General features: G+C 69.6%; 22 protein-coding genes and 2 rRNA genes. 20 read left to right on the top strand and 4 right to left on the bottom strand.

From position 1 onward, the window contains the following. From ACIRGA_RS38535 to ACIRGA_RS38490, 10 genes are all read left to right on the top strand, one after another. A 23S ribosomal RNA gene (locus tag ACIRGA_RS38535) occupies window positions 1-201 on the top strand; the annotation flags it as partial. An 83-nt stretch (window positions 202-284) separates the two neighbouring features. Further along, a 5S ribosomal RNA gene (rrf, locus tag ACIRGA_RS38530) occupies window positions 285-401 on the top strand. Between the two features lie 163 nt (window positions 402-564). Next, window positions 565-2,505: a hypothetical protein gene (locus tag ACIRGA_RS38525; RefSeq protein ID WP_400951497.1), complete on the top strand. Its 1,941-nt coding sequence runs from the start codon at window positions 565-567 to the stop codon at window positions 2,503-2,505. After that, entirely contained in the window at window positions 2,498-3,487 is a 990-nt protein-coding gene (locus ACIRGA_RS38520) for an HAD-IIA family hydrolase (protein ID WP_400951494.1), read from the top strand. The genes ACIRGA_RS38525 and ACIRGA_RS38520 overlap by 8 nt, the downstream gene beginning before the upstream one ends. Window positions 3,488-3,563: 76 nt before the next feature. Continuing rightward, the gene (locus ACIRGA_RS38515; protein ID WP_400951509.1) at window positions 3,564-3,743 is read left to right on the top strand and encodes a hypothetical protein; all 180 of its coding nucleotides are present in this window, start codon (window positions 3,564-3,566) and stop codon (window positions 3,741-3,743) included. Between the two features lie 4 nt (window positions 3,744-3,747). After that, the gene (locus ACIRGA_RS38510) at window positions 3,748-4,563 is read left to right on the top strand and encodes a TlyA family RNA methyltransferase (protein WP_257485873.1); all 816 of its coding nucleotides are present in this window, start codon (window positions 3,748-3,750) and stop codon (window positions 4,561-4,563) included. Then, window positions 4,560-5,471, top strand: a complete 912-nt coding sequence (locus ACIRGA_RS38505; protein ID WP_400951489.1) for an NAD kinase — start codon at window positions 4,560-4,562, stop codon at window positions 5,469-5,471. Before ACIRGA_RS38510 ends, ACIRGA_RS38505 begins: the two co-directional genes overlap by 4 nt. A 104-nt stretch (window positions 5,472-5,575) precedes the next feature. Next, window positions 5,576-7,372: a DNA repair protein RecN gene (gene recN / locus ACIRGA_RS38500; RefSeq protein WP_400951486.1), complete on the top strand. Its 1,797-nt coding sequence runs from the start codon at window positions 5,576-5,578 to the stop codon at window positions 7,370-7,372. Window positions 7,373-7,475: 103 nt separating this feature from the next. Further along, a complete protein-coding gene (gene steA, locus ACIRGA_RS38495; protein WP_400951482.1) occupies window positions 7,476-8,660 on the top strand; it encodes a putative cytokinetic ring protein SteA in 1,185 nt (394 codons plus the stop codon). Beyond that, entirely contained in the window at window positions 8,657-9,604 is a 948-nt protein-coding gene (locus ACIRGA_RS38490) for a copper transporter (RefSeq protein WP_400951479.1), read from the top strand. The genes steA and ACIRGA_RS38490 overlap by 4 nt, the downstream gene beginning before the upstream one ends. 18 nt (window positions 9,605-9,622) lie before the next feature. Here the strand turns inward: ACIRGA_RS38490 and ACIRGA_RS38485 are convergent, their stop codons facing one another. Together ACIRGA_RS38485 and ACIRGA_RS38480 are read right to left on the bottom strand one after the other, a co-directional pair. Next, window positions 9,623-10,333, bottom strand: coding sequence for an aspartate/glutamate racemase family protein (locus ACIRGA_RS38485; RefSeq protein ID WP_400951476.1), 711 nt, complete (start codon window positions 10,331-10,333; stop codon window positions 9,623-9,625). Further along, window positions 10,333-11,775, bottom strand: a complete 1,443-nt coding sequence (locus ACIRGA_RS38480; protein ID WP_400951472.1) for an NCS1 family nucleobase:cation symporter-1 — start codon at window positions 11,773-11,775, stop codon at window positions 10,333-10,335. The genes ACIRGA_RS38485 and ACIRGA_RS38480 overlap by 1 nt, the downstream gene beginning before the upstream one ends. A 148-nt stretch (window positions 11,776-11,923) precedes the next feature. On the opposite strand from ACIRGA_RS38480, the gene ACIRGA_RS38475 reads away from it, so the two are divergent. Beyond that, the gene (locus ACIRGA_RS38475) at window positions 11,924-12,601 is read left to right on the top strand and encodes a GntR family transcriptional regulator (RefSeq protein ID WP_400951469.1); all 678 of its coding nucleotides are present in this window, start codon (window positions 11,924-11,926) and stop codon (window positions 12,599-12,601) included. Between the two features lie 247 nt (window positions 12,602-12,848). On the opposite strand, the gene aroA is transcribed toward ACIRGA_RS38475, so the two are convergent. Continuing rightward, window positions 12,849-14,138, bottom strand: a complete 1,290-nt coding sequence (gene aroA, locus ACIRGA_RS38470) for a 3-phosphoshikimate 1-carboxyvinyltransferase (RefSeq protein ID WP_400951466.1) — start codon at window positions 14,136-14,138, stop codon at window positions 12,849-12,851. An 88-nt stretch (window positions 14,139-14,226) separates the two neighbouring features. Here aroA and ACIRGA_RS38465 point away from each other — a divergent pair, with 88 nt between their 5' ends. Both ACIRGA_RS38465 and ACIRGA_RS38460 read left to right on the top strand, forming a co-directional pair. Then, window positions 14,227-15,927 (top strand): CTP synthase, encoded by a 1,701-nt coding sequence (locus ACIRGA_RS38465; protein ID WP_400951463.1) that lies wholly within the window; start codon window positions 14,227-14,229, stop codon window positions 15,925-15,927. After that, a complete protein-coding gene (locus ACIRGA_RS38460; protein WP_400951458.1) occupies window positions 15,924-16,550 on the top strand; it encodes an NUDIX domain-containing protein in 627 nt (208 codons plus the stop codon). Before ACIRGA_RS38465 ends, ACIRGA_RS38460 begins: the two co-directional genes overlap by 4 nt. A 54-nt stretch (window positions 16,551-16,604) precedes the next feature. Here the strand turns inward: ACIRGA_RS38460 and ACIRGA_RS38455 are convergent, their stop codons facing one another. Continuing rightward, complete coding sequence (locus ACIRGA_RS38455; protein WP_400951456.1) at window positions 16,605-17,090, bottom strand: DUF1707 domain-containing protein; 486 nt, start codon at window positions 17,088-17,090, stop codon at window positions 16,605-16,607. Between the two features lie 117 nt (window positions 17,091-17,207). Between ACIRGA_RS38455 and xerD the strand changes: the two genes are divergently transcribed. The 7 genes from xerD (at window position 17,208) to ACIRGA_RS38420 (ending at window position 24,027) form a co-directional block, all read left to right on the top strand. After that, window positions 17,208-18,110 (top strand): site-specific tyrosine recombinase XerD, encoded by a 903-nt coding sequence (gene xerD / locus ACIRGA_RS38450; protein WP_400951507.1) that lies wholly within the window; start codon window positions 17,208-17,210, stop codon window positions 18,108-18,110. Between the two features lie 92 nt (window positions 18,111-18,202). Then, window positions 18,203-19,219, top strand: coding sequence for a ParA family protein (locus ACIRGA_RS38445; protein WP_125685029.1), 1,017 nt, complete (start codon window positions 18,203-18,205; stop codon window positions 19,217-19,219). Then, window positions 19,216-19,641 carry a cobyrinic acid a,c-diamide synthase gene (locus ACIRGA_RS38440; protein WP_400951454.1) on the top strand — a complete coding sequence of 142 codons (426 nt, stop codon included), beginning with the start codon at window positions 19,216-19,218 and terminating at the stop codon, window positions 19,639-19,641. Before ACIRGA_RS38445 ends, ACIRGA_RS38440 begins: the two co-directional genes overlap by 4 nt. Beyond that, on the top strand, window positions 19,641-20,576 hold the full coding sequence (locus tag ACIRGA_RS38435) for a segregation and condensation protein A (RefSeq protein WP_400951452.1): 936 nt from the start codon (window positions 19,641-19,643) through the stop codon (window positions 20,574-20,576). Before ACIRGA_RS38440 ends, ACIRGA_RS38435 begins: the two co-directional genes overlap by 1 nt. Before the next feature lie 110 nt (window positions 20,577-20,686). Next, complete coding sequence (gene scpB, locus ACIRGA_RS38430) at window positions 20,687-21,319, top strand: SMC-Scp complex subunit ScpB (protein WP_400951504.1); 633 nt, start codon at window positions 20,687-20,689, stop codon at window positions 21,317-21,319. After that, complete coding sequence (locus tag ACIRGA_RS38425) at window positions 21,309-22,061, top strand: pseudouridine synthase (protein WP_005153474.1); 753 nt, start codon at window positions 21,309-21,311, stop codon at window positions 22,059-22,061. Before scpB ends, ACIRGA_RS38425 begins: the two co-directional genes overlap by 11 nt. A gap of 97 nt (window positions 22,062-22,158) precedes the next feature. Next, on the top strand, window positions 22,159-24,027 hold the full coding sequence (locus ACIRGA_RS38420; RefSeq protein WP_400951500.1) for a Xaa-Pro dipeptidyl-peptidase: 1,869 nt from the start codon (window positions 22,159-22,161) through the stop codon (window positions 24,025-24,027). Window positions 24,028-24,247 lie beyond the last annotated feature (220 nt).

Here is a 24,247-nt window from a genome sequence, read left to right as displayed (position 1 = left end):
GCCAGTGGCATGGCTGGTTGGCCACGTTCGGAAGGGATAACCGCTGAAGGCATCTAAGCGGGAAGCCTGTTCCAAGATGAGGTATCCCACCCCTTTGTGGGTTAAGGCCCCCAACAGACCATTGGGTTGATAGGCCAGAAATGGAAGCACAGTAATGTGTTGTCGAGTTGACTGGTACTAATAGGCCGAGGACTTGCCCACAAAGATGTTACGCATCCACTCTACAGCTCTGAAACACCACACAACCACCATCAGTATCGGTGGGAGTGGTTGTTTCGTAGTGTTTCGGTGGTTATAGCGTCAGGGAAACGCCCGGTCCCATTCCGAACCCGGAAGCTAAGCCTGACAGCGCCGATGGTACTGCAACCGAAGGGTTGTGGGAGAGTAGGACACCGCCGGACTAACTTCAGGACAGGGTCCTGACCAGGGTCGAGAACCCCAACAGGTTCTCCCCGGTCAGGGCCCTGTCTCTTTTCATGCCCATGGACCGACTAGAATGGTCCGTTGGCCCACCTGACGGGTGGGCGCAAGAGTCGAAACTTTTCAATAGTGGCAGGAGGCCAGGTGTCCGAGTTCGGTCGACGTGACTCAGATGATGGCGCGTCCGGCCGGTCGGGTCGCCGGGACGACAGTCCCCGCGGAGGCCGGTCTGACGCGCAGCGAGGTGACCGGCGCGGTTCCGCCGGCGGCAGGCAGGACCGAGGCGGCCGCGACGGTGGCTACCAGGGCCGGCCGCGTCGTGACGACCGCGGTGCCCGCGGTACCGGCAGTTACTCCGGCAAGCCCGCGCGCGGCGGCGACGGTCCCCGTGACCAGCGCCCCGGTGGCAGCCGGTTCGCGGGCCAGGGGCGTGACGAGAACCGCCCGCGCTACAACAACAGCGACGACCGTCGTGGCCCTGGTGCCGGCGACCGCCGTGACGACCGGTCCGGTGGCCGCGACAACGACCGCCGGGGCGGCTACCGCTCCGACGACCGGCGCGACAGCCGTGACAGCCGGGGTGGCGACCGTGGCGGTTACCGCTCGGACAACCGCGGTGGCGACAGCCGTGGTGGCTACCGCTCCGACAACCGGGGTGGCGACAACCGCGGCGGTTACCGGTCCGACAACCGCGACAACCGCGGCAGTGACAACCGTGGCGGCGATCGCGGTGGCTACCGCGGCGGCGACAACCGCGGCAGTGACAACCGCGGGGGCTACCGGTCCGAGAACCGTGGCGGCGATCGCGGCGGTTACCGCTCTTCCGACAGCCGTCCCGAGCGTCGCTCCGACAATCGTTCGGACAGCCGTTCCGAGGGCCGCTACGAAAAGCGCTCCGACAGCCGCCCTGCCCGTTCCGGCTACGGCTCGGACAACCGCGGCCGCTCCGACGACCGCCCCTCCGGCAACCGCTACGAAGGACGCCCCCAGGGCAAGTCCTACGGCGACCGCGACAACCGCGGCGGTGGCGACGACCGGCGTCCGTCCTATCGCGACGACCGCGGTGGCTCCCGTTCCGGTGGCTACAGCGGCGGCGACCGTCGTGGTCCCTCCTCGAGTGACCGCCGTCCCAGTGGTGGTGGCTACGAGCGCAAGAGCTTCGGCGACCGCGACAAGCGTGGCGATGACAACCGCGGTGACGAGAAGCGCGCCTCCTACCGGCCGTCCGGCGATCGTCCCGACCGCCGCTCGTCCGACCGGCCGGAAAAGCGGTACGACGACAAGCGTGGCGGCTTCGAGCGCAAGCGCGAAGACCGTCCCCGGCGCGACCGTTCCGAGGGCCGCAAGGACTTCCGTTCCTCGTCGCCGCGCACCGACGACAGGCCGGTCGACGACGAGACGTTGGCGCGTGAGCTGCTCGAGGCTCCGGAGCTGCCCGAAGGCATCGAGTTCTCCGATCTCGACGAGGAGGTCCGCCGGGAGCTCCGCACCCTGCCCAAGGCGCTCGCGGAAACCGTCGGCAAGCACCTGGTCGCGGCCGGCGGCCTCGTCGACGAAGACCCCGAAGCCGCCATGGAGCACGCCAAGTACGCGAAGGCCAAGGCGTCGCGGGTCCCGATCGTCCGTGAGGCGCTCGGCCTGGTCGCCTACCACGCGGGCAACTGGTCCGAGGCGCTGTCCGAGCTGCGGGCCGTCCGCCGGATGACCCGGACCGACGACCACATCGCGATCATCGCCGACGCGGAGCGCGCCATCGGCCGTCCGGAGCGGGCGCTCGACCTCGCGAAGGAGGTCGACAAGGAACGCTTGGCCAAGGGGACCCAGATCGAGCTCGCGATCGTCGCCGCCGGAGCACGGCGCGACCTCGGTCAGCTGGACGCCGCCGTCGTCTCCCTGCAGGGCGACGACCTCAAGGCGGAGAAGCGCGACCCGTGGAGTGCCCGGCTGTTCTACGCCTACGCCGACAACCTGGCCGCCGCCGACCGCAAGGACGAGGCGATCCGCTGGTTCCTGAACGCGGCAGAGGCCGACGAGGAGGACGAGACCGACGCCGCCGAGCGCGCCGCGGAGCTCACGAATGGCTGACGCTCTCTCGGCCGGGTACGACGCGGTCCTGTTCGACCTCGACGGCACGGTCTATCACGGCAGCAAGGTGGTCCCGGGCGCACCGGAGGCGCTGCGGGCGCTTCGGGACCACGGCACGGCCGTCCGTTGGGTGACCAACAACGCCTCCAAGGCGCCCGCGGAGGTCTCCGCGCACCTGGAGGCACTCGGACTGCCTGCCACTCCCGAAGAGGTCCACACGAGCTCTCAGGCCGCCGCCGCCCTGCTGGGTGAGCGGCTGTCTCAGGGTGCGGTGGTCCTTGTCGTGGGCACGGACTCGCTGGCCGCCCAGATCGAGTCAGCGGGCCTGCGGACGGTCCGCGAAGCCGGTCCGGACGTGGCCGCCGTGGTTCAGGGGCACTCGCCGCAGAACACCTGGGCCGCTCTCGCGGAGGCGTGTCTCGCCATCCGCGCGGGCGCGCTCTGGGTGGCGACCAATGTCGACGCGACCCTGCCCAGCGAACGTGGCCTCCTGCCGGGCAACGGGTCGATGGTGGCCGCGTTGCGCCACGCCACCGGCGCCGAACCGCTGGTGGCGGGCAAGCCGGCGCCGGGGCTGTTCACGACGGCGGCGCGGGATGCGGGCGCGGAGCGTGCCCTCGTCGTGGGCGACCGGCTGGACACGGACATCGAAGGCGCGGTCGCGGCCGGGATCGACGCGCTCTGCGTCCTGACCGGCGTCGCCGACGCGGCGTCCCTGATCGCGGCGAGGCCCGAGGAACGTCCGCGTTACCTCGCGGCGGACCTGTCCGGGCTGAGCAGCCGGGCGGATCTGCTCGAAATCGGGCCCAAGGACGGCTGGCGCGTCACCGCACAGGGTGACGTGCTCGAAGCCGACGGTGAGGGCGACCCCCTCGACCTGTTGCGCGCGTTGTGCGCGGCGGCCTGGGACTCGGGGATCACCGAGGTCCGTGGTGTGGGCGACACCGCCCGCGCCGCGCTCGGCGAGCTGCGCCTCGGCTGACCAGCGCTGCTAACTTGGTGGGGTGCAAGACCACTTCCACCCCGTGCCGCGACCGCCGGTGCCGGGCCCGCCGCCGGTGCCCGGGCCTCCGGCGGATCAGTACACGCAGCAGGACACGGATCCCCGAGCCGGGATCGACGAAGCCGTGGCGGGTCTCGACGACCTCGCGGCGCTTCCGCTTTCGGAGCACGTCGACCGTTTCGAGGCCGTGCACACCGAGCTGACGGTGGCGCTGTCCACGATCGACAAGGTCTGACCGCGTGCCCAAACGCGCCCGCCTGGACGCGGAGCTCGTCCGGCGGGGTCTCGCCCGGTCCCGGGAGCAGGCGTCGGCGCTGATCGCCGAGGGCAAGGTCACCGTGCGCGGGATGGTGGCCACCAAACCCGCGACCGGCGTCGAGTCCGGCGCGCCGATCGTGGTGCGCGACGGCGACGACCCCGGCTGGGCGTCGCGCGGTGCGCACAAACTCCTCGGCGCGCTCGAAGCCTTCACCCCGCAAGGTCTTTCCACCGAGGGAAAGCGCTGCCTCGACGCGGGCGCCTCGACCGGTGGCTTCACCGATGTCCTGCTGCGCAACGGCGCCGCCACGGTGATCGCCGCCGACGTCGGCCGCGGCCTGCTGGACTGGCGCCTGCGCACCGACGACCGCGTGGTCGTCCTGGACAAGACGAACGTCCGCAACCTGACCCCGGAAGACCTCGGCGGGCAGGTCGATCTCGTCGTCGGGGACCTCTCGTTCATCTCGCTCAAACTCGTGCTGCCCGCGCTGGCCGCCTGCGCGCGGGACGGCGCGGATCTGGTGCCGATGGTGAAACCGCAGTTCGAGGTCGGCAAGGACCGGCTCGGCAGCGGCGGCGTCGTCCGTGACCCGGAGCTGCGGGCCGAATCGGTGCTCGGCGTGCTCGCCGAGGCCGAGAAGCTGGACTTGAGCCTGCGCGGCGTCGTGGCGAGCCCGCTTCCCGGGCCGTCGGGGAACGTCGAATACTTCGTCTGGCTTACCCGCGGGGCGGGAGAGACCGACGGCACCGACGCCGAGCGGCTCGTCCGGACCGCAGTCCTGGAGGGACCCCAATGAGCGATCGCGAGGTGCTGCTCGTCGTGCACCCGGACCGGGACGCGACCCGGGACGCGGCACGCGAGGTGTCGGCCCGGTTCGCCAAGGCCGGTGTGCGGCTTCGGGTGCTCGACGAGGACGTGAAGGAGATGCTGGAGGCGGACGGCGGGATCGGCGCGCCCTGCACGGTCATGGCGCCGGAGCAGGATCCGGCCGCCGGCACCGAGCTGGTGTTCGTGCTCGGCGGTGACGGCACGCTGCTGCGGGCCGCGGAACTGGCGAGGCCGAACGGTGTTCCGGTCCTCGGCGTGAACCTCGGCCGGGTCGGCTTCCTGGCCGAGGCCGATTCGGACAAGCTCGCCGACACCGTCCAGCGGGCCGTCGACGGCGACTACCAGGTCGAAGAGCGGATGACCGTCGACGTCGTGGTCACGGTCGACGGCGAGGAGACCGTCACCACGTGGGCGCTCAACGAGGCCAGCGTCGAAAAGAGCTCGCGTGAGCGGGTGCTGGACGCGCTCATCGAGGTCGACGGAAGGCCTGTGTCCTCCTTCGGCTGCGACGGTGTCCTGTGCGCCACTCCGACCGGCTCGACGGCGTACGCGTTCTCCGCGGGCGGGCCGATCATCTGGCCGGACGTCCAGGCCCTGCTGGTGGTCCCGAGCAACGCGCACGCGATGTTCTCGCGGCCGCTGGTCGTCTCGAGGGACTCGGAGATCACCGTCGCCATCGATCCGGATGGTTCGCCCGCGGTCCTGACCTGCGACGGATCGCGGACCTTCGATCTTCCCGCCGGCGCGGCCGTGCGGGTCACCTGCGGCCGGGTGCCGGTGCGCCTGATCCGGTTGTGGGAAGGCCCGTTCACCGACCGGCTGGTGCACAAGTTCTCGTTGCCGATCAAGGGCTGGCGGGAGCGGCACGCCCGCTGACGGATGTCGTGAAAGGGCCTTTGAGGACAACTTTCGTCGTCAAGGCCCCTTTCATGCCGTGCCGGGTGCGGGAATGGTCGGGGTGGGCCGCTACGGTGGGCGTCGTGCTGGCCGAGATGCGCATCCAGGGCCTCGGAGTCATCGAGGACGCCCTGCTGGAACTGCACGCGGGCTTCACCGTCGTCACCGGTGAGACGGGTGCGGGCAAGACCATGGTCGTCAGCGGGTTGCACCTGCTCTCCGGCGGCCGAGCCGAAGTGTCCAAGGTGCGGACGGGAATGCTGAAGGCCTTCGTGGAAGGCCGATTCGAGCTGGGCGGTGCCGAGGGCGCCACCCGGATCGTCACCGACGCCGGGGCGGAGGTCGACGAGGACGGCAGCGTCATCGCGCTGCGCGCGGTCTCGGTCGACGGCCGGTCCCGTGCCCACCTCGGCGGCCGTTCGGTGCCGGTCGGGGTGCTGGCCGACCTGTCCGAGCAGCTGATCGCGGTCCACGGGCAGAACGATCAGCTGCGGCTGCTGCGGCCCGCCGAGCAGCGCGCGGTGATCGACCGGTTCGCCGGTGAGGCCGTCACCGAGCCGCTCGAGCGTTACCGCGCGGTGCGGGACGAATGGCTCGCCGTCGTCGCCGAGCTGACCGAGCGGTCCACCCGTTCTCGTGAGATGGCCCAGCAGGCCGACCTGTTGCGTCACGGCCTCGCCGAGATCGACGCCGTCGCGCCGGAGCCCGGCGAGGACACCGAGCTCACCGAGCAGATCAAGCGGCTCGCCGCGGTCGACGAGTTGCGCGGGGCGGCCACCGCGGCGCACGCCGCCGTCGCCGGTTCGGCCGACGGCGATCCCGACGCGCCCGGCGCGCTGGGGCTGATCGGCGAGGCGACGCGCCACCTGAACGGCTCCGAGGACGCCGTGCTGCGAGAGCTCGGGCCCCGGCTCGACGAGGCTTCGGTACTGCTGTCCGAAGTGGGCACCGAGCTGGGCAGCTACCTCGAAACACTCGACGCCGACCCGGCGTTGCTGGAGAAGGTGCTCGCACGCCAGGCGGACCTGAAGCGCCTCACCCGCAAATACGCGGCGGACGTGGACGGCGTGCTCGCCTGGGCGGACGACGCCCGCCGCCGGATGTCCACGATGGACACCTCGGAAGAGGCGCTGGCCGAATTGGCCAAACGCCGCGACGAACTCGCCATCACCCTGGCGGAACACGCCGCCACGCTTTCGGAGGCGCGCGTCGAGGCCGCCGCCGAACTCGCCGAGGCGATCACCGCCGAGATGTCCGGCCTCGCCATGGGACAGGCCGAGATCGAGATCACCGTCGAGCGGCGCACCGTGGAGGAGAGCGATCCGCACGCGGTGAAGGTCGGCGGCAGGCTCGTCCACGCCGGGCCCGACGGCGTCGACGACGTCGAGTTGCTGCTGCGGGCGCACAACGGCGCCCCGCCGCTTCCCGTGCACAAGGCCGCTTCCGGCGGTGAGCTTTCCCGCGTGATGCTGGCGATCGAGGTCGTCCTCGCCCACGCGGACACCGTGCAGACACTGGTGTTCGACGAGGTCGACGCCGGGGTCGGCGGCCGCGCGGCGGTCGAGATCGGCAGGCGGCTGGCGAGGCTGGCGCGCAGCCATCAGGTCCTGGTGGTCACGCACCTGCCGCAGGTGGCCGCGTTCGCCGATCAGCATCTGGTGGTGGACAAGGGCACCAGCGGCGGGGTGACCCGCAGCGGTGTGCGCGTGCTCGAGCAATCGGAGCGGGTCGTCGAGCTCGCCCGCATGCTCGCCGGAATGGAAAGCACCGAGACCGGCCGGGCGCACGCGGAGGAATTGCTCGCCGTCGCCGAAGCCGACAAGAGCGCGCCGGACAAGCCCAAGGCCCGTCGCGGAGGAAAGCGAAAGAAGTCGAAGTAGTGCCGGGTATGACCGGGTAGCCCGATCCGGTGTGGGTTAATCGGCGTGTTTCCATCGGCGTGGCGGACACGGAAGGCCGCGCGGATTTGTCACTATCGGTCGCATGAAGCTCACCGGCTTGCTCTCGCGTAACCAAGAGACCCTCCCCGGGATCACCGGCGTCGCCAGGGTCGACAGGCGTACGCGTGAGCTGCTCCGCCGGCTGAGCCCTGGCGACATCGTCGTCCTCGACCAGCTCGACCTCGACCGGTCGACGGCCGATGCCTTGGTGGAGGCCGAAGTCGCGGCGGTGGTGAACGCCTCGCCGTCGATCTCCGGCCGGTTCCCCAACCTGGGCCCGGAGATCCTGCTCGAAGCCGGGATCCCGCTGGTCGATTCGGTCGGCGGCGAACTGCTGCGCAAGGTGAAGGACGGCACGAAACTCCGTCTGCACGAGGGCGTCGTCTACATCGGTGAGCGGCAGCTCGGGTCGGGGGTCGAGCAGACGCGCGAGAGCGTCGCGGACCAGATGATCGAGGCCAAGGCCGGGATGTCCACCCAGCTGGAGGCGTTCTCCGCGAACACGATCGAATTCCTCCGCCGGGAACGCAGTCTCATCCTCGACGGGGTCGGCGTCCCGGAGATCCGGGTCCCGCTCAAGGACCGGCACGCCCTGGTGGTCGCGGGCGGAAACGGGCACGCCGAAGACCTCAAGAAGCTGAAGAAGTACATCTCCGAGCACCGGCCGGTGCTGATCGGTGTCGACGCCGGCGCCGACACCCTGCGCGCGCAGGGATATCAGCCGGACGTCATCGTCGGCGACCCGCACGGGATCGGCGCCGAGACACTGCGCAGCGGTGGCGAGGTCGTGGTCCCGGCGCAGCCGGACGGGCACGCGCCGGGCGTCGAGCGCATCCAGGACCTTGGGATCGGCGCGGTCACCTTCCCCGCGACGGGCAACGCCGAGGATCTGGCATTGCTGCTGGCCGACGCGCACGAGGCGAGCCTGGTGGTCACCGTCGGATTCCAGGCGACACTGCGGGAATTCCTCGACCACGGCCGGTCCGGCTCGAACCCGTCGACGTTCCTCACCAGGCTCAAGCTCGGCACGAAACTGGTCGACGGCAAGGCGGTCGCGACCCTGCACCGCAGCCGGGTGTCCATCGGCGCCATCGTCCTGCTGGTGCTGGCGGCCTTGGTGGCCGTCGCGGCCGCGCTGCTGGTGTCCGACGTGGGTTCGGTGTACCTCGACTGGATCCGCGATACCTGGAACTCGTTCATCGCCTGGGGCAAGGGACTCTTCACGTGATTTCACTGCGGTACCACATCGTTTCCATCGCCGCCTGCTTCCTGGCGCTCGCCATCGGGGTCGTGCTCGGGTCGACGGCGCTGAACGGTTCGCTGCTTTCGGGTCTCGCCAGCCAGAAGGAGGATCTGGGTTCTCAGGTCGCGGATCTGGAGGCACAGCGCAATTCGCTCAACGCCAGGCTCGGCGACGCGGACGCGTTCGCCGGCGCGATGGGGCCGAAGGTCGTCGCGGGGCAGCTGGACAAGCGTTCGGTGGTGCTGGTGACCACTGAGGACGCGAAGCCCGCGGACCGCGACGCGCTCAAGCAGCTCATCGGGCAGGCGGGTGCCGCCGTCACCGGCGAGATCCAGCTGACCGAGGCGTTCTCCGACCCGATGCGGTCCGATCAGCTGCGTGACGTCGTGTCGCGTCTGCAGCCCGCCGGTGTCCAGTTCCCGACCGCGGGCGACCCCGGTACCCTCGCGGGTGCGCTGCTCGGCTCGGTGGCGTTGCTGAACAAGGACAACGCGCAGCCGCAGACCACGCCGGTGGAGCTGGCGGCCGCGCTCGGCGGGCTGACCGACGGCGGTTTCCTCAAGACCGGTGGGGACGTGAAGCCCGCGCAGCTCGCGATCGTGCTCACCGGCTCCAAGTACACCGGCGACGGCGCGGGTGACCGTGCCTCGACCGTCGCGCGGTTCGCCGCGCAGCTCGACCGCTCCGGTGCGGGCACCGTCCTGGCGGGTGACGCGGGATCCGCCGACGGCACCGGCGCGATCGGTGTGGTCCGCGCCGACACCTCGTCGACCTCCATCCTGTCCACTGTGGACAACGCGGAGACCGCGGCGGGCCGGGTCACCACGATCATGGCCCTGCGGGAGCAGCTCGAAGGCGGCGCGGGCCGGTACGGCATCGCGGGTAACGCCCAGGCTCCCGCCCCCGGTATCGCGGCCGCCGGCAACTAGCTTGCCGCATTCAGAGGACTAAACGCGGGGCCAGAGGCGGGTTTTCGGCAGCGGGCGGGCGTAGGAACCGGCCCTGCTGGTCTTGAGATTCAGCGCCACCAGCGATTCGGCGAGACGGACGGCGGCGGCGACACCGTCGATCACCGGGATGTCCAGCATCGCCGAGATGCGGCGATCGAGGCCGGTCATCCCGGCGCAGCCGAGCACGAGGACCTCCGCGCCGGCGTCCCGGGCACGTCGTCCGGCGGTCAGCAAGGCCGATTCCGTCCGGCGTTCGTCGGTCAGTTCGAGGACGCCGAGCCCGGCACCGAGAACGCCGACGCAGTTCTGCGCGACGCCCGAGGCGTGCAGGCTGTCTTCGATGAGCCCGCACGTCCGGTCCAATGTGGTCACGACGCCGTAGCGTCTTCCCAGCAGGCAGGCCAGATGCGCGGCCGCCTCGGTGATGTCGACGACCGGGACGTCGAGCAGTTCCCTGGCGCCTTCCCGTCCGTGTTCGCCGAAACCGGCCATCACGAGCGCGTCGAACGGCTCGTCCAGCCCGTTGAGAAGGTCGAGGACGGCCGCGGCGCTCAGAAAGCTGTCCAGCCACCCCTCCGCGGATTCCGGGCCCCACAACGGTGTTCTGGCGAGGATCTCGGTGCCGGGGCTCGCCGCGGCGCGGGCGCCGGCCTCGATCTCCTTGGTCATCGCCTCGGTGGTGTTGCAGTTGGTGACCAGGATCCGCATCACGCGACCCGTTGTTTCCGTGACACGGCGAAGTACAGCGCGGCCGCCGAAGCGGTGCCGATGAACCACGAGTACGGCGCGGCGGGGGCGAAGAACGGCACCAGGGCGATGATCGCGGACAACGCCGCCGTGGGCAGGAAGGTGACCATCGCCCGCGGGTTGAACCCGCGCTTGTAGTGATACGGCGACTCGGGGCCGGCCACGAACAGCTTGTCCACGTCGATCCGGCCGCGTTTCACCAGGTAGTAGTCGACGATCATGATGCCGAACAGTGGGCCGAGGAAGGCTCCGAGTCCGCCGAGGAAGTAGTTGACCACCGCGGGGGAGGAGTACAGCTTCCACGGCAGCACGCACAACGCGGCGACCGCGCTGATCATCCCGCCGATGGTGAAGGTGATCCGTTTCGGCCAGATGTTGGCCAGGTCGTAGGCGGGGGAGACGAAGTTCGCGACGATGTTCACGCCCATCGTGGCGATCGCGAAGGTCAGCGCGCCGATGATCAGCACGGGGGTGTTGTCGATGCGGGCCAGCAGCTCGGCCGGGTCGGTGATGGCTTCGCCGAACACCTGGAGGCTGCCCGCCGTCACCAGTACCGACAGCAGCGCGAACGCCGTCGAGTTGATCGGCAGGCCCCAGAAGTTCCCGCGCCGCACCGTTTTCTGGTTCGGGGCGAAACGGGAGAAGTCACAGAAGTTGAGCATCAGGGTGCCGTAGATGGACAGGATCAGGCCGACGGCGCCGAACCATTGCCGTACTTGCTCCCCTGTGGACAGTGCTTTCGGGTTGCTGGTCAAGGAAATGTTCCAGTCTGCGGCGGCCAGCACCCAGACGGCGAGCGCGATCATCACGACCCAGATGCCGGGCCCGCACCAGTCCTGGAACTTGCGCACGGCCTCCATGCCGCGGGTGAGCACCAGGGCCTGCGCGAGCCACAGCGCGATGAAACAGATCCAGCCGAGGGCGTGCAGGCCGAGGAAACCCACCTCTGTCAACGGTTTCAGCCCTGGATCGATCGCGAGCACGAGCAGTGTGATGGCCACGGAGGCGAGGTAGGTCTGGATGCCGTACCAGAAGATCGCGATGATCGCGCGGATCAGCGCGGGCAGGTTCGCGCCGAAGGTGCCGAAGCTGATGCGGGCCACGACGGGGAAGGGGACGCCCGTCTTCTGGCCGATGCGGCCCATCAGGTTCATGCCGAGGTAGATGAGCACGAAACCGGTCAGCAGGGCGGTGAACACCTGCCACGCCGAAAGCCCGAGGACGAACAGGCCTGCCGCGAAGGTGTAATTGCCGAGGTTGTGCACGTCCGACATCCACAGCGCGAAGATGTCGTAGACCTTCCAGCGGCGTTCTTTCGCCGGGGCGAGATCTTCGTTCCAGAGCCGGGGATCGGCGTGCTCGGTGGTAGGCGCTTCGGACCGGGTTGCTGGGGCGGCGGTCATGCGAGCCTCCGATCGACGGGGGCGTCCGGTCGATTTGGTATCCCAAAATTTGGCATCCCAAATATCACCCCGCGGTGGCCCGCCGTCAAGGTTTCTGCCGATAAACTCGGGTTACGAGCTGTTACGGCGGTGTTGAAGAGGGGGTCAGGTGGCCGAGGAAGGACAACGTCAGCCGCTGGCCGCGACCCGGCAGCGGGTCCGCGACGAGCTGCGCGAACGTATCCTCACCGGACGGCTGAAGCCGGGGGACAGGCTGGTCGAACGCGAACTCGCCGAGGATCTCGGCGTCTCACGCGTGCCGGTGCGCGAAGCCATCCGCAGCCTGGAGGCCGAAGGCTTCCTCGCCGTCCAGTCGCCCCGCCGGATCGTCGTGCGCCAGCTGGCCAGAGCCGACGTCGAGGAGCTGTTCGACGTCCGTGAGGCGCTCGAAGGACTCGCCGCCGGGCTGGCCGCCGAACGGGCGGGCAAGGCGGAACTCCGTGCGCTCGAACGCTTGCTCACCGACGCCGCCCGGGCGACCGAGAGCGGCGATCCTGCGCGGATCACCCTGCTCAACACCCGCTTCCACGACCAGATCGTCGCGCTCGCGGGCAACGGGTTGCTGCACGAGATCCTCCGCCCGCTCGAGGGCAGGCTGCGCTGGTTGACCAGCCAGAACGAGCACTGGGGCGAGCTGCTCGACGAGCACCGCCGCCTCTACGACGCGATCGCTTCGGGCGATGCCGACCGCGCCCGGGCGCACGCCGTCGAGCATGTGCGGGTGAACCGCGAGGTCACGCTGAAGGCGTTGTTCCCCGAAGACGACGGAGAACGCTCCGCGGGCTGAACCGGTCGGGTTCGGTCTGTGAAGGCCGGCGGCTGTGTCGCGAAAGCCACTTTCGGGACATCAGACGTCGCGAAAGTGGCTTTCGCGACACCCGAACCGACTGGCGTGGCCCTTAAGTACCTACTGAATGTGGGTGGCAGTTGGTCGCAGTCCGTGAAGGCAGCGGTGGCGCGGTGGGGGGCGTCTCGTGAGTGGCGAGGACGGTTAGAACCCGAATCGCCGCTCACGACCGCCCGCTCGGCGACCGTCAACGGCCCAGCATCGACGTCCAGGCCTCGGCGAATCCGGGGTAGGTCTTCCCGACCGTCTCCGGGTTCTCCACCTCGACGCCCTCGACCTTGAGGCCGAGCACCGCGGCGGCCATCACCAGCCGGTGGTCGTCGTAGGTGCGGAACTTCCCGCCGTGCAGCGGCGCGGGCGTGATCCGCAGCCCGTCCTCGGTCTCGCGGACGTCGGCGCCGAGCGACGACAGTTCGGTGGCGAGCGCGGTCAGCCGGTCTGTCTCGTGGCCGCGCAGATGCGCGACTCCGGAGATGACCGACGGCCCTTCGGCGAAGCACAGCAACGCCGCGATCACCGGTGTCAGCTCGCCGACGTCATGCAGATCCAGCTCGACGCCGGGGATCGTGCCGCTGCCGGTGACCGTCAGGCCACCCGCGTCGAGTTCGGCCGTGGCACCCAGAACGGGCGCCAGGCTGCGCAACCAGTCCCCGGGCTGCGTCGTCCGCTGCGGCCAGCCCGCGATCCGCACCGTGCCGCCGGTCGCGACCGCGGCGGCGACGAACGGCGCCGCCGTCGAGAGGTCCGGCTCGACGATGTACTCGGGGCAGGAAAGCCTTGTCGGGGCGACGTGGAACTCGGCGCCTTCACGCTCCACCGTGGCTCCGAACCGGCGGAGCATCTCGACGGTCATCGCGATATGCGGCTCGCTCGGCACCTGGCCGCCCACGAGGCGCACGGTGACACCCTGCTGGAACGACGGCCCCGCGAGCAGCAGCGCGGACAGGAACTGGCTCGAAGCGGAGGAATCCAGATCGACCCTTCCGCCTCGCAGACCGCCTTCGCCGTGGACGGTGAAGGGCGGCGCCTCGCGGCGGTCGTCGTCGATGCGGGCGCCGAGATCGCGCAGCGCCTTCAGCAGCGGCCCGATGGGGCGGCGGCGGATGGCCTCGTCGCCGTCGAACAACGCAGGGCCGGTGCCCAGCGCGGCGAGCGCGGGGGTGAACCGGGCGACCGTGCCCGCGTTGCCGAGTTCCACCCGGACGGTCTCGTCGGGATGGACGCGGCCCGGCCCGAGCGGGTGCACGAGATAGCCGCCGATGCTGCCCTGCGAGTGGGCGCCGAGGGCGTAGATGGCGCCGAGCATCAGGCGCGCGTCCCGGGAGTCGAGCGGCGTCCGTACCCGCGTCGGCGCGCTGGCGAGCGCGGCGAGGACGTAGGCCCGGTTGGTGATCGACTTCGAACCGGGCACGCGGACGTCCGCGTCGAGCGGGCCTTCCGCGACCGGTGCGGTCCAGGTGTCGTGCGCGTCTGTCACGCCGCGAGGGTAGCGGTTTTCCACTCCATCGGACGCTTGCGGCGTGGCCGATGAGCGCTACTCCGGGCGTGCGATAAGGTGGAAGCCCGTGGGACTTCAGTCGCGGGCTACCAAGTATGTCTTTGTCACCGGAGGCGTTGCCTCCTCTCTGGGTAAGGGACTCACGGCTTCCAGCCTGGGTCAGCTCCTTACCGCACGTGGGCTCCGGGTCACGATGCAGAAGCTGGATCCGTACCTCAACGTCGATCCGGGCACGATGAACCCGTTCCAGCACGGTGAGGTGTTCGTCACCGACGACGGCGCCGAGACCGATCTGGACATCGGGCACTACGAGCGTTTTCTCGACCGGGCTCTCGACGGCAAGGCGAACGTCACCACCGGGCAGGTGTACTCCGAGGTCATCGCCAAGGAGCGCCGCGGTGAGTACCTCGGCGACACCGTGCAGGTCATCCCGCACATCACCGACGAGATCAAGGCGAGGATCACCGCCGCGGCGGGCGCCGACGAGGACGGGAACAGCCCGGACGTCGTGATCACCGAGGTCGGTGGCACCGTGGGCGACATCGAGTCGCTGCCGTTCCTGGAGGCCTGCCGTCAGGTCCGCCACGACGTCGGCCGCGACCACTGCTTCTTCCTCCACGTCTCGCTGGTCCCGTACCTCGCCCCGTCGGGCGAGCTGAAGACCAAGCCGACCCAGCACTCGGTCGCCGCGCTGCGCAACATCGGTATCCAGCCCGACGCGCTCGTCTGCCGCGCCGACCGCGAGCTGCCGGAGGACCTCAAGCGCAAGATCGGCCTGATGTGCGACGTCGACACCGAGGCCGTCATCGCCTGCCCCGACGCGCCGTCGATCTACGACATCCCGAAGGTGCTGCACCGTGAGGCGCTCGACGCCTACGTGGTGCGCCGTCTCGGGCTGCCGTTCCGCGACGTCGACTGGACCGTGTGGGGCGACCTGCTCGACCGGGTGCACAACCCGTCGGAGACGGTGCGGGTCGCGCTCGTCGGCAAGTACATCGACTTGCCGGACGCGTACCTGTCGGTCACCGAGGCGCTGCGCGCGGGCGGGTTCGCCCACCGCGCCAAGGTCCAGATCTCCTGGGTCCCCTCGGACTCCTGCGAGACCCCGGCCGGTGCGGCCGCGGCGCTGTCCGATGTGGACGGTGTGCTGGTGCCGGGCGGCTTCGGCGTCCGCGGTATCGAGGGCAAGGTCGGCGCCATCGCCTACGCCCGTACCCACGGGCTGCCGTTGCTGGGCCTGTGCCTCGGCCTGCAGTGCATGGTGATCGACGCGGCGCGGAACCTGGCCGGGATCAAGGACGCGAACTCGGCCGAGTTCGAGGACGGCCCGAACCCGGTCATCTCCACGATGGCCGACCAGCGCGACGTCGTCGCCGGCGAGCGCGACATGGGCGGCACGATGCGGCTCGGCGCCTACGTCGCCAAGCTGAAGCCGGGATCGCAGGTCGCGAAGGCGTACGGCAGCACCGAGGTCTCCGAGCGGCACCGTCACCGCTACGAGGTCAACAACGCCTACCGCAAGCGCCTTTCCGACGCCGGTCTGGTGTTCTCGGGCACCTCGCCCGACGACCACCTGGTCGAGTTCGTGGAGCTGCCCGCCGACAAGCACCCGTTCTTCGTCGGCACCCAGGCGCACCCGGAGCTCAAGAGCCGCCCGACCCGCCCGCACCCGCTGTTCAGCGCGTTCGTGAAGGCCGTCGTCGACCGCAAGGTCGCCGAGCGGCTGCCGGTCGAGCTGCCCGAGGCCCCGCAGACGGTGGCCCGGTGACCGAACCCGGCAAGCACGAGTTCACCGTCGCGTCCACAAGGGACGTCCACATCGGACGCGTCGTCGGGCTGCGGGTCGACGAGGTCGTGATGCCCGGCGGCGGCACCGCCCGCCGTGAGGTCGTCGAGCACCTCGGCGCCGTCGCCGTCGTCGCGCTCGACGAGGACGGCGCGGTGACGCTGATCCACCAATACCGCCATCCGATCGGGCGGCGGCTGTGGGAACTGCCCGCCGGGCTGATCGACAAGGCGGGGGAGGATCCCGTCGGCGCGGCCAAACGCGAACTCGTCGAGGAGGTCGGGCTCAGCGCCGAGCGCTGGGAGACCCTGGTCGACGTCGCGGCGTCGCCCGGCTTCACCGACGAGGTCGTCCGCGTCTACCTCGCCCGCGAACTGTCTGAAGTGGACAGGGAGGTCCTCGGTGACGAGGAGGCCGACCTCGTCATGCGGAAGTTCCCGCTCGCCGAGGCGGTCCGGATGGCGCTGGCGGGCGAGCTGGTGAACGGGTCGACCGTCGGCGGCGTGCTCGCCGCGCACGCGGTGCTTTCGGGGGCGGCTTCGTCGCGGCCTTCGGACGCGCCTTGGCAGGACCGGCCGACGAAGTTCGCTTCGCGCGGTCTCTAGTGCTCGTGAGTGGTAAGGACGGGGTTCTAACCGTCCTTACCACTCACGAGGCGCTCAGTCGCGCAGACGGCGGCCTTGCGCGTCGGTGCCGCCGTTCGCCAGCAGCACGATCCCGTCGACCATCGGCCAGACCACCCCGACGCCGCAGGTGACCACCACGACCGCCAGCTGGCCGAGGGCGAGACCGATGTGGCCGGTGTAGAACCGCCCGATCCCGAACGGCAGCACGATCTGCAGCACCCCGGCGGCGATCTTCGACTTCGGCGAGTAGGGCAGGACCGCGGCCGGCCGCTGATACACGGGCACGAACGGCGGCGGGTCGAACCGCGGCGCCAGATACTTCGGGAGCGGCGCGGGCAGATCCTGGAACAGCGGCCGGAGTTCGCCGAGCGTCACGGCCTCGTACGCGGCGAGCACCCGGCCCTCGTACTCGTCCGGGGTGAGCCTGCCCTGGCTGTAGTGGTCGCCGAGCAGCCGCGCGGCCTCTTCGCGCTCGGCGGTGCCGACGCGCATCTCCTCCGGGTCCGGTTGCTGGGACATGCTCCCAAGGTAGCCCGTTTCACACCCGCGGCGCGGCGAGCGCGGCGCCACCAAGAAGTTCTTGGTGGGTCCTAGAGTGTCCGTGTGTCACGGGCCGGCGCTACCGGAGTCGCCCAGGTGGTCGCCGCTTACCTCGACCATCTGGTGGTCGAGCGCGGGACCGCGAGGAACACCCTCGACAGCTACTCCCGGGACCTGCGCCGGTACACCGCGTACCTCGGCGACGCCGACGTCGAGCGCTTCGCCGACGTCACCTCGGCGCACATCACCTCGTTCGGCGCGGCGCTGCGCGAGGGCGACGAAGAGCATCGCCCGCTGGCCGCGTCCTCGGCGGCCCGCGCGCTGGTCGCGGTGCGGGGGCTGCACAAGTTCGCGCACGCCGACGGCATCACCGAGCACGACCCGGCACGCGAGGTCCGCCCGCCCGCCGCGGCCAAACGGCTGCCCAAGGCACTGCCGGTGGACGACGTGCTGAAACTGCTCGAAACCCCGCCACCCGAGGGCGAACGGCCGCTGCGCGACAGGGCACTGCTGGAGTTGCTGTACTCCACCGGCGCGCGGATCTCGGAGGCCGTCGGGCTCGACGTCGACGACATCGACGACGCCGAACGGACCGTGCTGCTCGACGGCAAGGGCGGTAAACAGCGCATCGTGCCGATCGGCCGTCCCGCGCTGGAAGCGGTGCACGCGTATCTCGTCCGCGCGCGGCCCGCCCTCGCCACCCACGGCCGGGGGACACCGGCGATGTTCCTGAACGCCCGCGGCTCCAGGCTTTCCCGGCAGAGCGCGTGGCAGGTTCTCAAGGACACCGCGGAATCCGCCGGGATCACGGCGGGCGTCTCCCCGCACACGCTGCGCCATTCCTTCGCCACGCATCTGCTCGAAGGCGGCGCCGACGTCCGGGTCGTGCAGGAACTGCTCGGCCACGCTTCGGTGACCACCACGCAGGTGTACACGCTGGTCACGGTCAACACGCTCCGCGAGGTTTACGCGACAGCACATCCTCGCGCGCTTGGCTAATCGACCCGGTCGGTCACGGCGTGCCTCGTTGGCTCGACTCGCGAATCGCGCATAGGCTGCCGAGGATCCTGCCGAAGAGGAGCTTTCGCGCCATGTCGACACCGAACGAGCCGGCGAAGCCGTCCGCGTCCGCCGGTTCGGCCGCGGCGAGCCTCAGCCAGGTGACCATCGCCACCCCCGCCGAACACGACGGCGACGAACCGTCGGAGGACACGATCTCTTCCCGCGGCCGCAAGGCCAAGCGCGCCAAAGAAACCAAGCAGCAAGAACTCGAGAGGGAAGGGATCGGCCCCACCGGCCGCCCGTTCCGCGAGATCCCCGATCCGCCGCCACTGGACCGGCACGGTCCCGCACTGGTGATGGCCATGTGCAACCAGAAGGGCGGGGTCGGCAAGACCACCTCGACCATCAACCTCGGCGCGGCGCTGGCCGAATGCGGCCGCCGGGTACTGCTGGTCGACTTCGATCCCCAGGGCGCGCTTTCGGTCGGCCTCGGCATTCAGCCGCACGAGCTGGACCAGACGGTCTACAACGTCATCATGGAGCGCTCGGTCAGCATCACCGACGTCATCCGGAAGACCCGCGTCGACGGCGTCGACCTGCTGCCGAGCAACATCGACCTGTCCGCGGCCGAGGTCCAGTTGGTCGCAGAGGTAGGACGCGAACACACTTTGTTACGGGTCCTTCGTCCGGTCATGAACGACTACGACTATGTTCTTGTCGACTGCCAGCCCTCGCTAGGCCTGCTGACGGTGAACGCACTGACCGCCGCGGACGGTGTGATCATCCCGCTGGAGTGCGAGTTCTTCAGTCTGCGAGGCGTAGCGCTCCTGATCGACACCATCGAGAAGGTGCAGGAACGCCTCAACCCCAAACTGGACATCACCGGGATTCTCGCCACCATGTACGACCCGAGAACCCTGCACTCGAAGGAGGTCATGGCGAGAGTGGTGGAGGCATTCGGCGACACCGTGTTCGACACGGTGATCAACCGCACCGTGCGGTTCCCCGAGACGACGGTCGCGGGCGAGCCGATCACGACCTGGGCTCCCAAATCGGCGGGCGCGGCGGCTTATCGCGCGCTGGCACGCGAGGTGATCGCTCGGTGAGCAGGCGAGCTTCCCTGCCCGGAGCGTCCGAACTCTTCAGGATCACCTCCAGCCCCGCGCTCGATCTCCCGCCCGCGCCCGAACAGTCCGCCCCCGCGAAGGGGAACGGCAACGGGAACGGATCCGGGAACGACACGGGGCCCGCGCACAAGGATCAGCTGACCCGTGCCGCGCGCAGCGGTTCCGGGCGGACCAAGCACGACGCGAAGATCACCGTCTACGTCTCCGGCGACGAACTGCTGGCGATGGAGCAGGCCAGGCTGAACCTCCGGGCGAAGCACGGGCTCGTGCTCGATCGCGGCAGGCTGGTCCGCGAGGCGGTGGCCGTGCTGCTGGCCGACTTCGACGCGGCGGGCGAGGACTCGGTCCTCGTCCAGCGCCTGCGGGCGGGCAGCGAGGACGGGAAAGAGACCGAGAACTGATGGACGACCCGGCCGCGGCTGCTCCCAGCGGCTCAGAGCCGGTCGAGCGGACAGAGGCAGACGAGACCCCCGCCGTGCACGAGACCGTGCACGGCGGGATGGTCCCGGAAGGACTGGCCAGCGAAGAGCTGAGCACGTCCAAGTTCAAGGTCAACCTGACGAACTTCCAGGGGCCCTTCGATCTGCTGCTCCAGCTGATCTCGCAGCACCAGCTCGACGTCACCGAAGTCGCGTTGCACCGGGTCACGGACGATTTCATCGCCTACACCCGCGCGCTCGGCACGGAGTGGAACCTCGACGAGACGACCGAGTTCCTGGTCATCGCGGCGACTCTGCTCGACCTCAAGGCGGCGCGGCTGCTGCCCGCCGCCGAGGTGGAGAGCGAAGACGACCTGGCGCTGCTCGAAGCACGGGACCTGCTGTTCGCCCGCGTCCTGCAGTACCGGGCGTACAAGCAGGTCGCGGCGCTGTTCGGGGAGCTGGAGGCCGGCGCGCTGCGACGGTACCCGCGGTCGGTCGCGCTCGAAGACCGGTTCATGGGTCTGCTGCCCGAGGTGATGCTCGGCGTCGACGTGGAGAAGTTCTCCGAGATCGCGGTCGCGGTCTTCAAGCCGAAGCCGCCGCCGACGGTGTCGATCGCGCATATCCACATGGGCCGGGTCTCGGTGCGCGAGCACGCCGCGCTGCTGCGGCTCAAGCTCGCGGAACGGGGCGAAGCGACCTTCAGCGAACTGGTCGAGGACTGCGAGCACACCGTCGAGATCGTGGCGCGGTTCCTCGCGCTGCTGGAGTTGTACCGGGAGTCTTCGGTCCAGTTCGAGCAGCTGGAGGCGCTCGCTGAACTGCATGTGCGCTGGACCGGCGGTTCCGTGGAGCAGGCGTCGGTGGCGGCCGAACAGGACCTCGCCGCCGTCGAGGACGAGGAGTACGGGTGAGCCCCGAAGAGACCGAGAAGACCGAAGCGACCCCGGAGACCAGTGATGGGCCGAAAGCTCCCATCACCGAGTCCGACGAGGTGAAGGACGCTTTCGTCGCGTCGGATGAGGTGAAGGACGCTTTCAGCCCGCCGGAGCCCGAGACGGAGCCGCCTGCGGATGAAGGGCTCGTCGCGGCCGGTGACGGCGACTATCCCGACGTCACCTCCGACGAGGCGCTCGAAGCGGCGCTGGAGGCGTTGCTCCTGGTCGTCGACTCGCCGATCAACGAGGAATCGCTCGCCGACACCGTCGGGCAGCCCGTGTCCAGGGTGACCGTGGCGCTGCGCACGATGTCGCAGAAGTTCACCGAGCGGACCAGCGGAATCGACCTGCGCCGCGTCGGCGAAGGGTGGCGGTTCTACACTAGGGACGTCTATGCCCCGTTCGTGGAGAAGCTTCTGCTCGACGGCCAGCGTTCCAAGCTGACGCGAGCCGCACTGGAGAGCCTCGCCGTGATCGCCTATCGGCAGCCGGTGACCAGGGCCAGGGTCGCCGCCGTCCGAGGGGTGAACGTGGACGGGGTGATCAGGACGCTGCTGGCGCGCGGCCTGATCGAGGAGATGGGGACCGACCCCGAAACCACAGGCACGCTGTACGTGACGACCGAGCTGTTCCTGGAGCGACTGGGCCTCTCGTCCCTGGCCGACCTTCCGCCCATCGCTCCATTGCTACCCGAAGTGGACACCATCGATGACATCTGACCCGCATCCCGACGGCATTCGGCTGCAGAAGGTCCTTTCGCAGGCAGGCGTCGCCTCGCGGCGCGCGGCCGAGGACCTGATCGTGCGCGGTCGCGTGAGCGTGGACGGCAAGGTGGTCACCGAACTCGGCCGCCGGGTCGATCCGGACAACTCCGTGATCCACGTGGACGGCACCCGCGTCCAGGTCCGCGAGGACCTCGTCTACCTCCTGCTGAACAAGCCCAAGGGCGTGCACAGCACGATGAGCGACGACCGCGGCCGCCCGTGCGTCGGCGACTACCTGCGCGGCCGGTACGAGGAGACGCCCGGCATCGTGCACGTCGGCAGGCTCGACGAGAACACCGAAGGGCTTCTGCTGCTCACCAACGACGGCGACCTCGGCCACCGGCTGATGCACCCGTCGTTCCGCGTGCTGAAGACCTACTTCGCCGAGGTCGAGGGCATCGTCCCGCGCGGGCTCGGCAAGGAACTCCGGGCCGGTTTCGAACTGCCGGACGGCATCGTCAAGGTCGACCAGTTCCGCGTCAAGGACATGCTGGCCGGGCGCACCCAGATCGAACTGGTCATCCACGAGGGGCGCAAGCACATCGTGCGGCGGCTCATGGCGGCCACCGGGCACCCGGTGCGCAAGCTGGTCCGGACCGCGCTCGGCGACGTCCAGCTCGGCGCCCAGCGGTCGGGCTCGATCCGGCGGCTGAACCGCGGTGAGGTCGGCTCGCTGTACCGCGCTGTGGATCTGTAACCAAGACTTTCCGCCCTACTGCACAGGTGATCATCGCGTTTAGCTCTCCCTGACGGGCTTTCAGCCGACGGGGAAGGGCTCAACCGTGAAAACAGTTGTGCTGGCAGGGATCTTGGCGGTGGCCGCGGCCGTGGTCGCGGCACCGCAGGCCGCGGCGAAACCGCGGAGCAGCGAACCGGTCTACGACTTCGCCCAGGCCGTCCGCGAGACGGCTTGGGTGGACATCGGGCTCGACGGGGACGGCGACGGCCGTTCGGACCGGGTCGCCGCGGACATCATCCGGCCGAAGGAACCGGCGGCGCAGGGCAAGAAGGTCCCGGTCATCATGGACGCGAGCCCGTACTACTCGTGCTGCGGGCGCGGCAACGAGAGCGAGCTCAAGACCTACGACTCGGCGGGCAGGCCGGTCGGGTTCCCGCTCTACTACGACAACTTCTTCGTCCCGCGCGGGTACGCCGTGGTCCTGGTGGATCTGGCTGGTACCAACAAATCCCGCGGTTGCACCGACATCGGCGGGCCTTCGGACGTCAACTCGGCGCGCAAGGTGGTCGACTGGCTGAACGGCCGGGCGAACGGCTACACGACGGCGACCGGCTCGGCGAAGACCAACGCGACCTGGTCGACGGGCGCGGTCGGCATGATCGGGAAGTCCTACGACGGCACGGTGGCCAACGGTGTCGCCGCGACCGGTGTCGACGGGCTCAAGACCATCGTGCCGATCGGCGCCATCAGCTCCTGGTACGACTACTACCGCTCCGACGGCGCGAACCTGCGCCAAGGCAGCCCCGCGGGCCTCGCGCAGACCGTTTCGCAGCGCAACGGCGGGCAGAACTGCGGTGCGGCGAACCAGAAGCTGACCGCCGGCGCGACCTCGAACGGCGACTACAACTCGTTCTGGCTCGACCGGGACTACGTACAGAGCGCCTCGAAGGTGAAGGCGAGCGTGCTTGCTTCGCACGGCCTCGGCGACCTCAACGTCAAGACGATCAACTTCGGGCAGTGGTGGGAAGCGCTGAACGTCGAGCGCAAGATCTGGCTGACGCAGGCCGGTCACGTCGACCCGTTCGACTACCGGCGGTCGGCGTGGGTCGACACCCTGCACAAGTGGTTCGACCACTACCTGCTGGGCGTCGACAACGGCATCGAGAAGACGCCGGGTGCGAGCGTGGAACGCGAACCCGACGTTTGGGTGGATCAGGCGGCTTGGCCCGCGGGGAGCGCCGTCACCCTGCGCCCCGCGTCCGGCGGTACTCCGGGCGTCGGCACGCTCGGCACGACCGCGGGGACCGGAACGGCGTCGTTCACGGACTCCTCCGGCCAGTCCTCGAACAGTTGGGCCGCGAGGCCGACGGAGACCGCGAGCGGGCGAGTGCTGTTCAGCACCGGCGCGCTGGCGAAGGATCTCCACGTGTCCGGAACCGCGAAGGTGACTGTGACCGCGACGCCGTCGACGTCGACTGCGCGGCTCTCGGCGGTCCTGGTGGACTACGGCCCGGCGACGATCCGGAACTACACCGGGCCGAAGGAAGGCATCAAGAACGAAATGACCCAGTCGTGCTGGGGTTCGAGCGCTTCCGGCAACGACGCCTGCTACCTGGACACGAGCACCGACGCGGTCTCGGTGGGGCTGAACATCATCAGCCGCGGCTGGGCGGATCTGGCCAACCACCGTTCGCTGAGCCAGGAATCGCCGCTGACGCCGGGGCAGCCGTACACGATGACGTTCCGGCTGGCGAGCACCGATCACGTCGTCCCGGCGGGGCATCAGCTCGCGCTGATCATCGGCGGGACGGACGGCTCGTTCATCTCGGGTCCGGCGCAGTACCCGAAGATCACGGTGGATCTGGGCAAGACTTCGCTGGCACTGCCCGTCGCGGGCGCGGGACCGTCCGCGGTGCCGGCGGCGCTTCCGGTGGCTCCAGTGGGGATCGCACCGGCGACCGTTTCGGGGCTTGAGCGCGGCTAGGCGGTGTCCTGTAAGTCTGCACTTCCTTCGAGCGTCCACAAAGGACATTTCATCAGCCTGCAGTGACCGATTTGGGAACTTTGCGCATCTTCGCGGGGAGGTCGTGAGTGGCAAGTGGGGTTCTATTGAGCCGAAGGTCAAACGTGGCTTGTTCTCGGGCAGGCCGATGGTGGGATGAAGGCTCCCTTCGTCGCGTCTAATGCGGTGAAAGGAGCCTTCG

It is taken from the genome of Amycolatopsis sp. NPDC102389, from assembly GCF_044765885.1.
Lineage (GTDB): Bacteria > Actinomycetota > Actinomycetes > Mycobacteriales > Pseudonocardiaceae > Amycolatopsis.
Note: the sequence above shows the minus strand (reverse complement) of the source record. Positions and strands in the feature narration are given on the sequence as shown.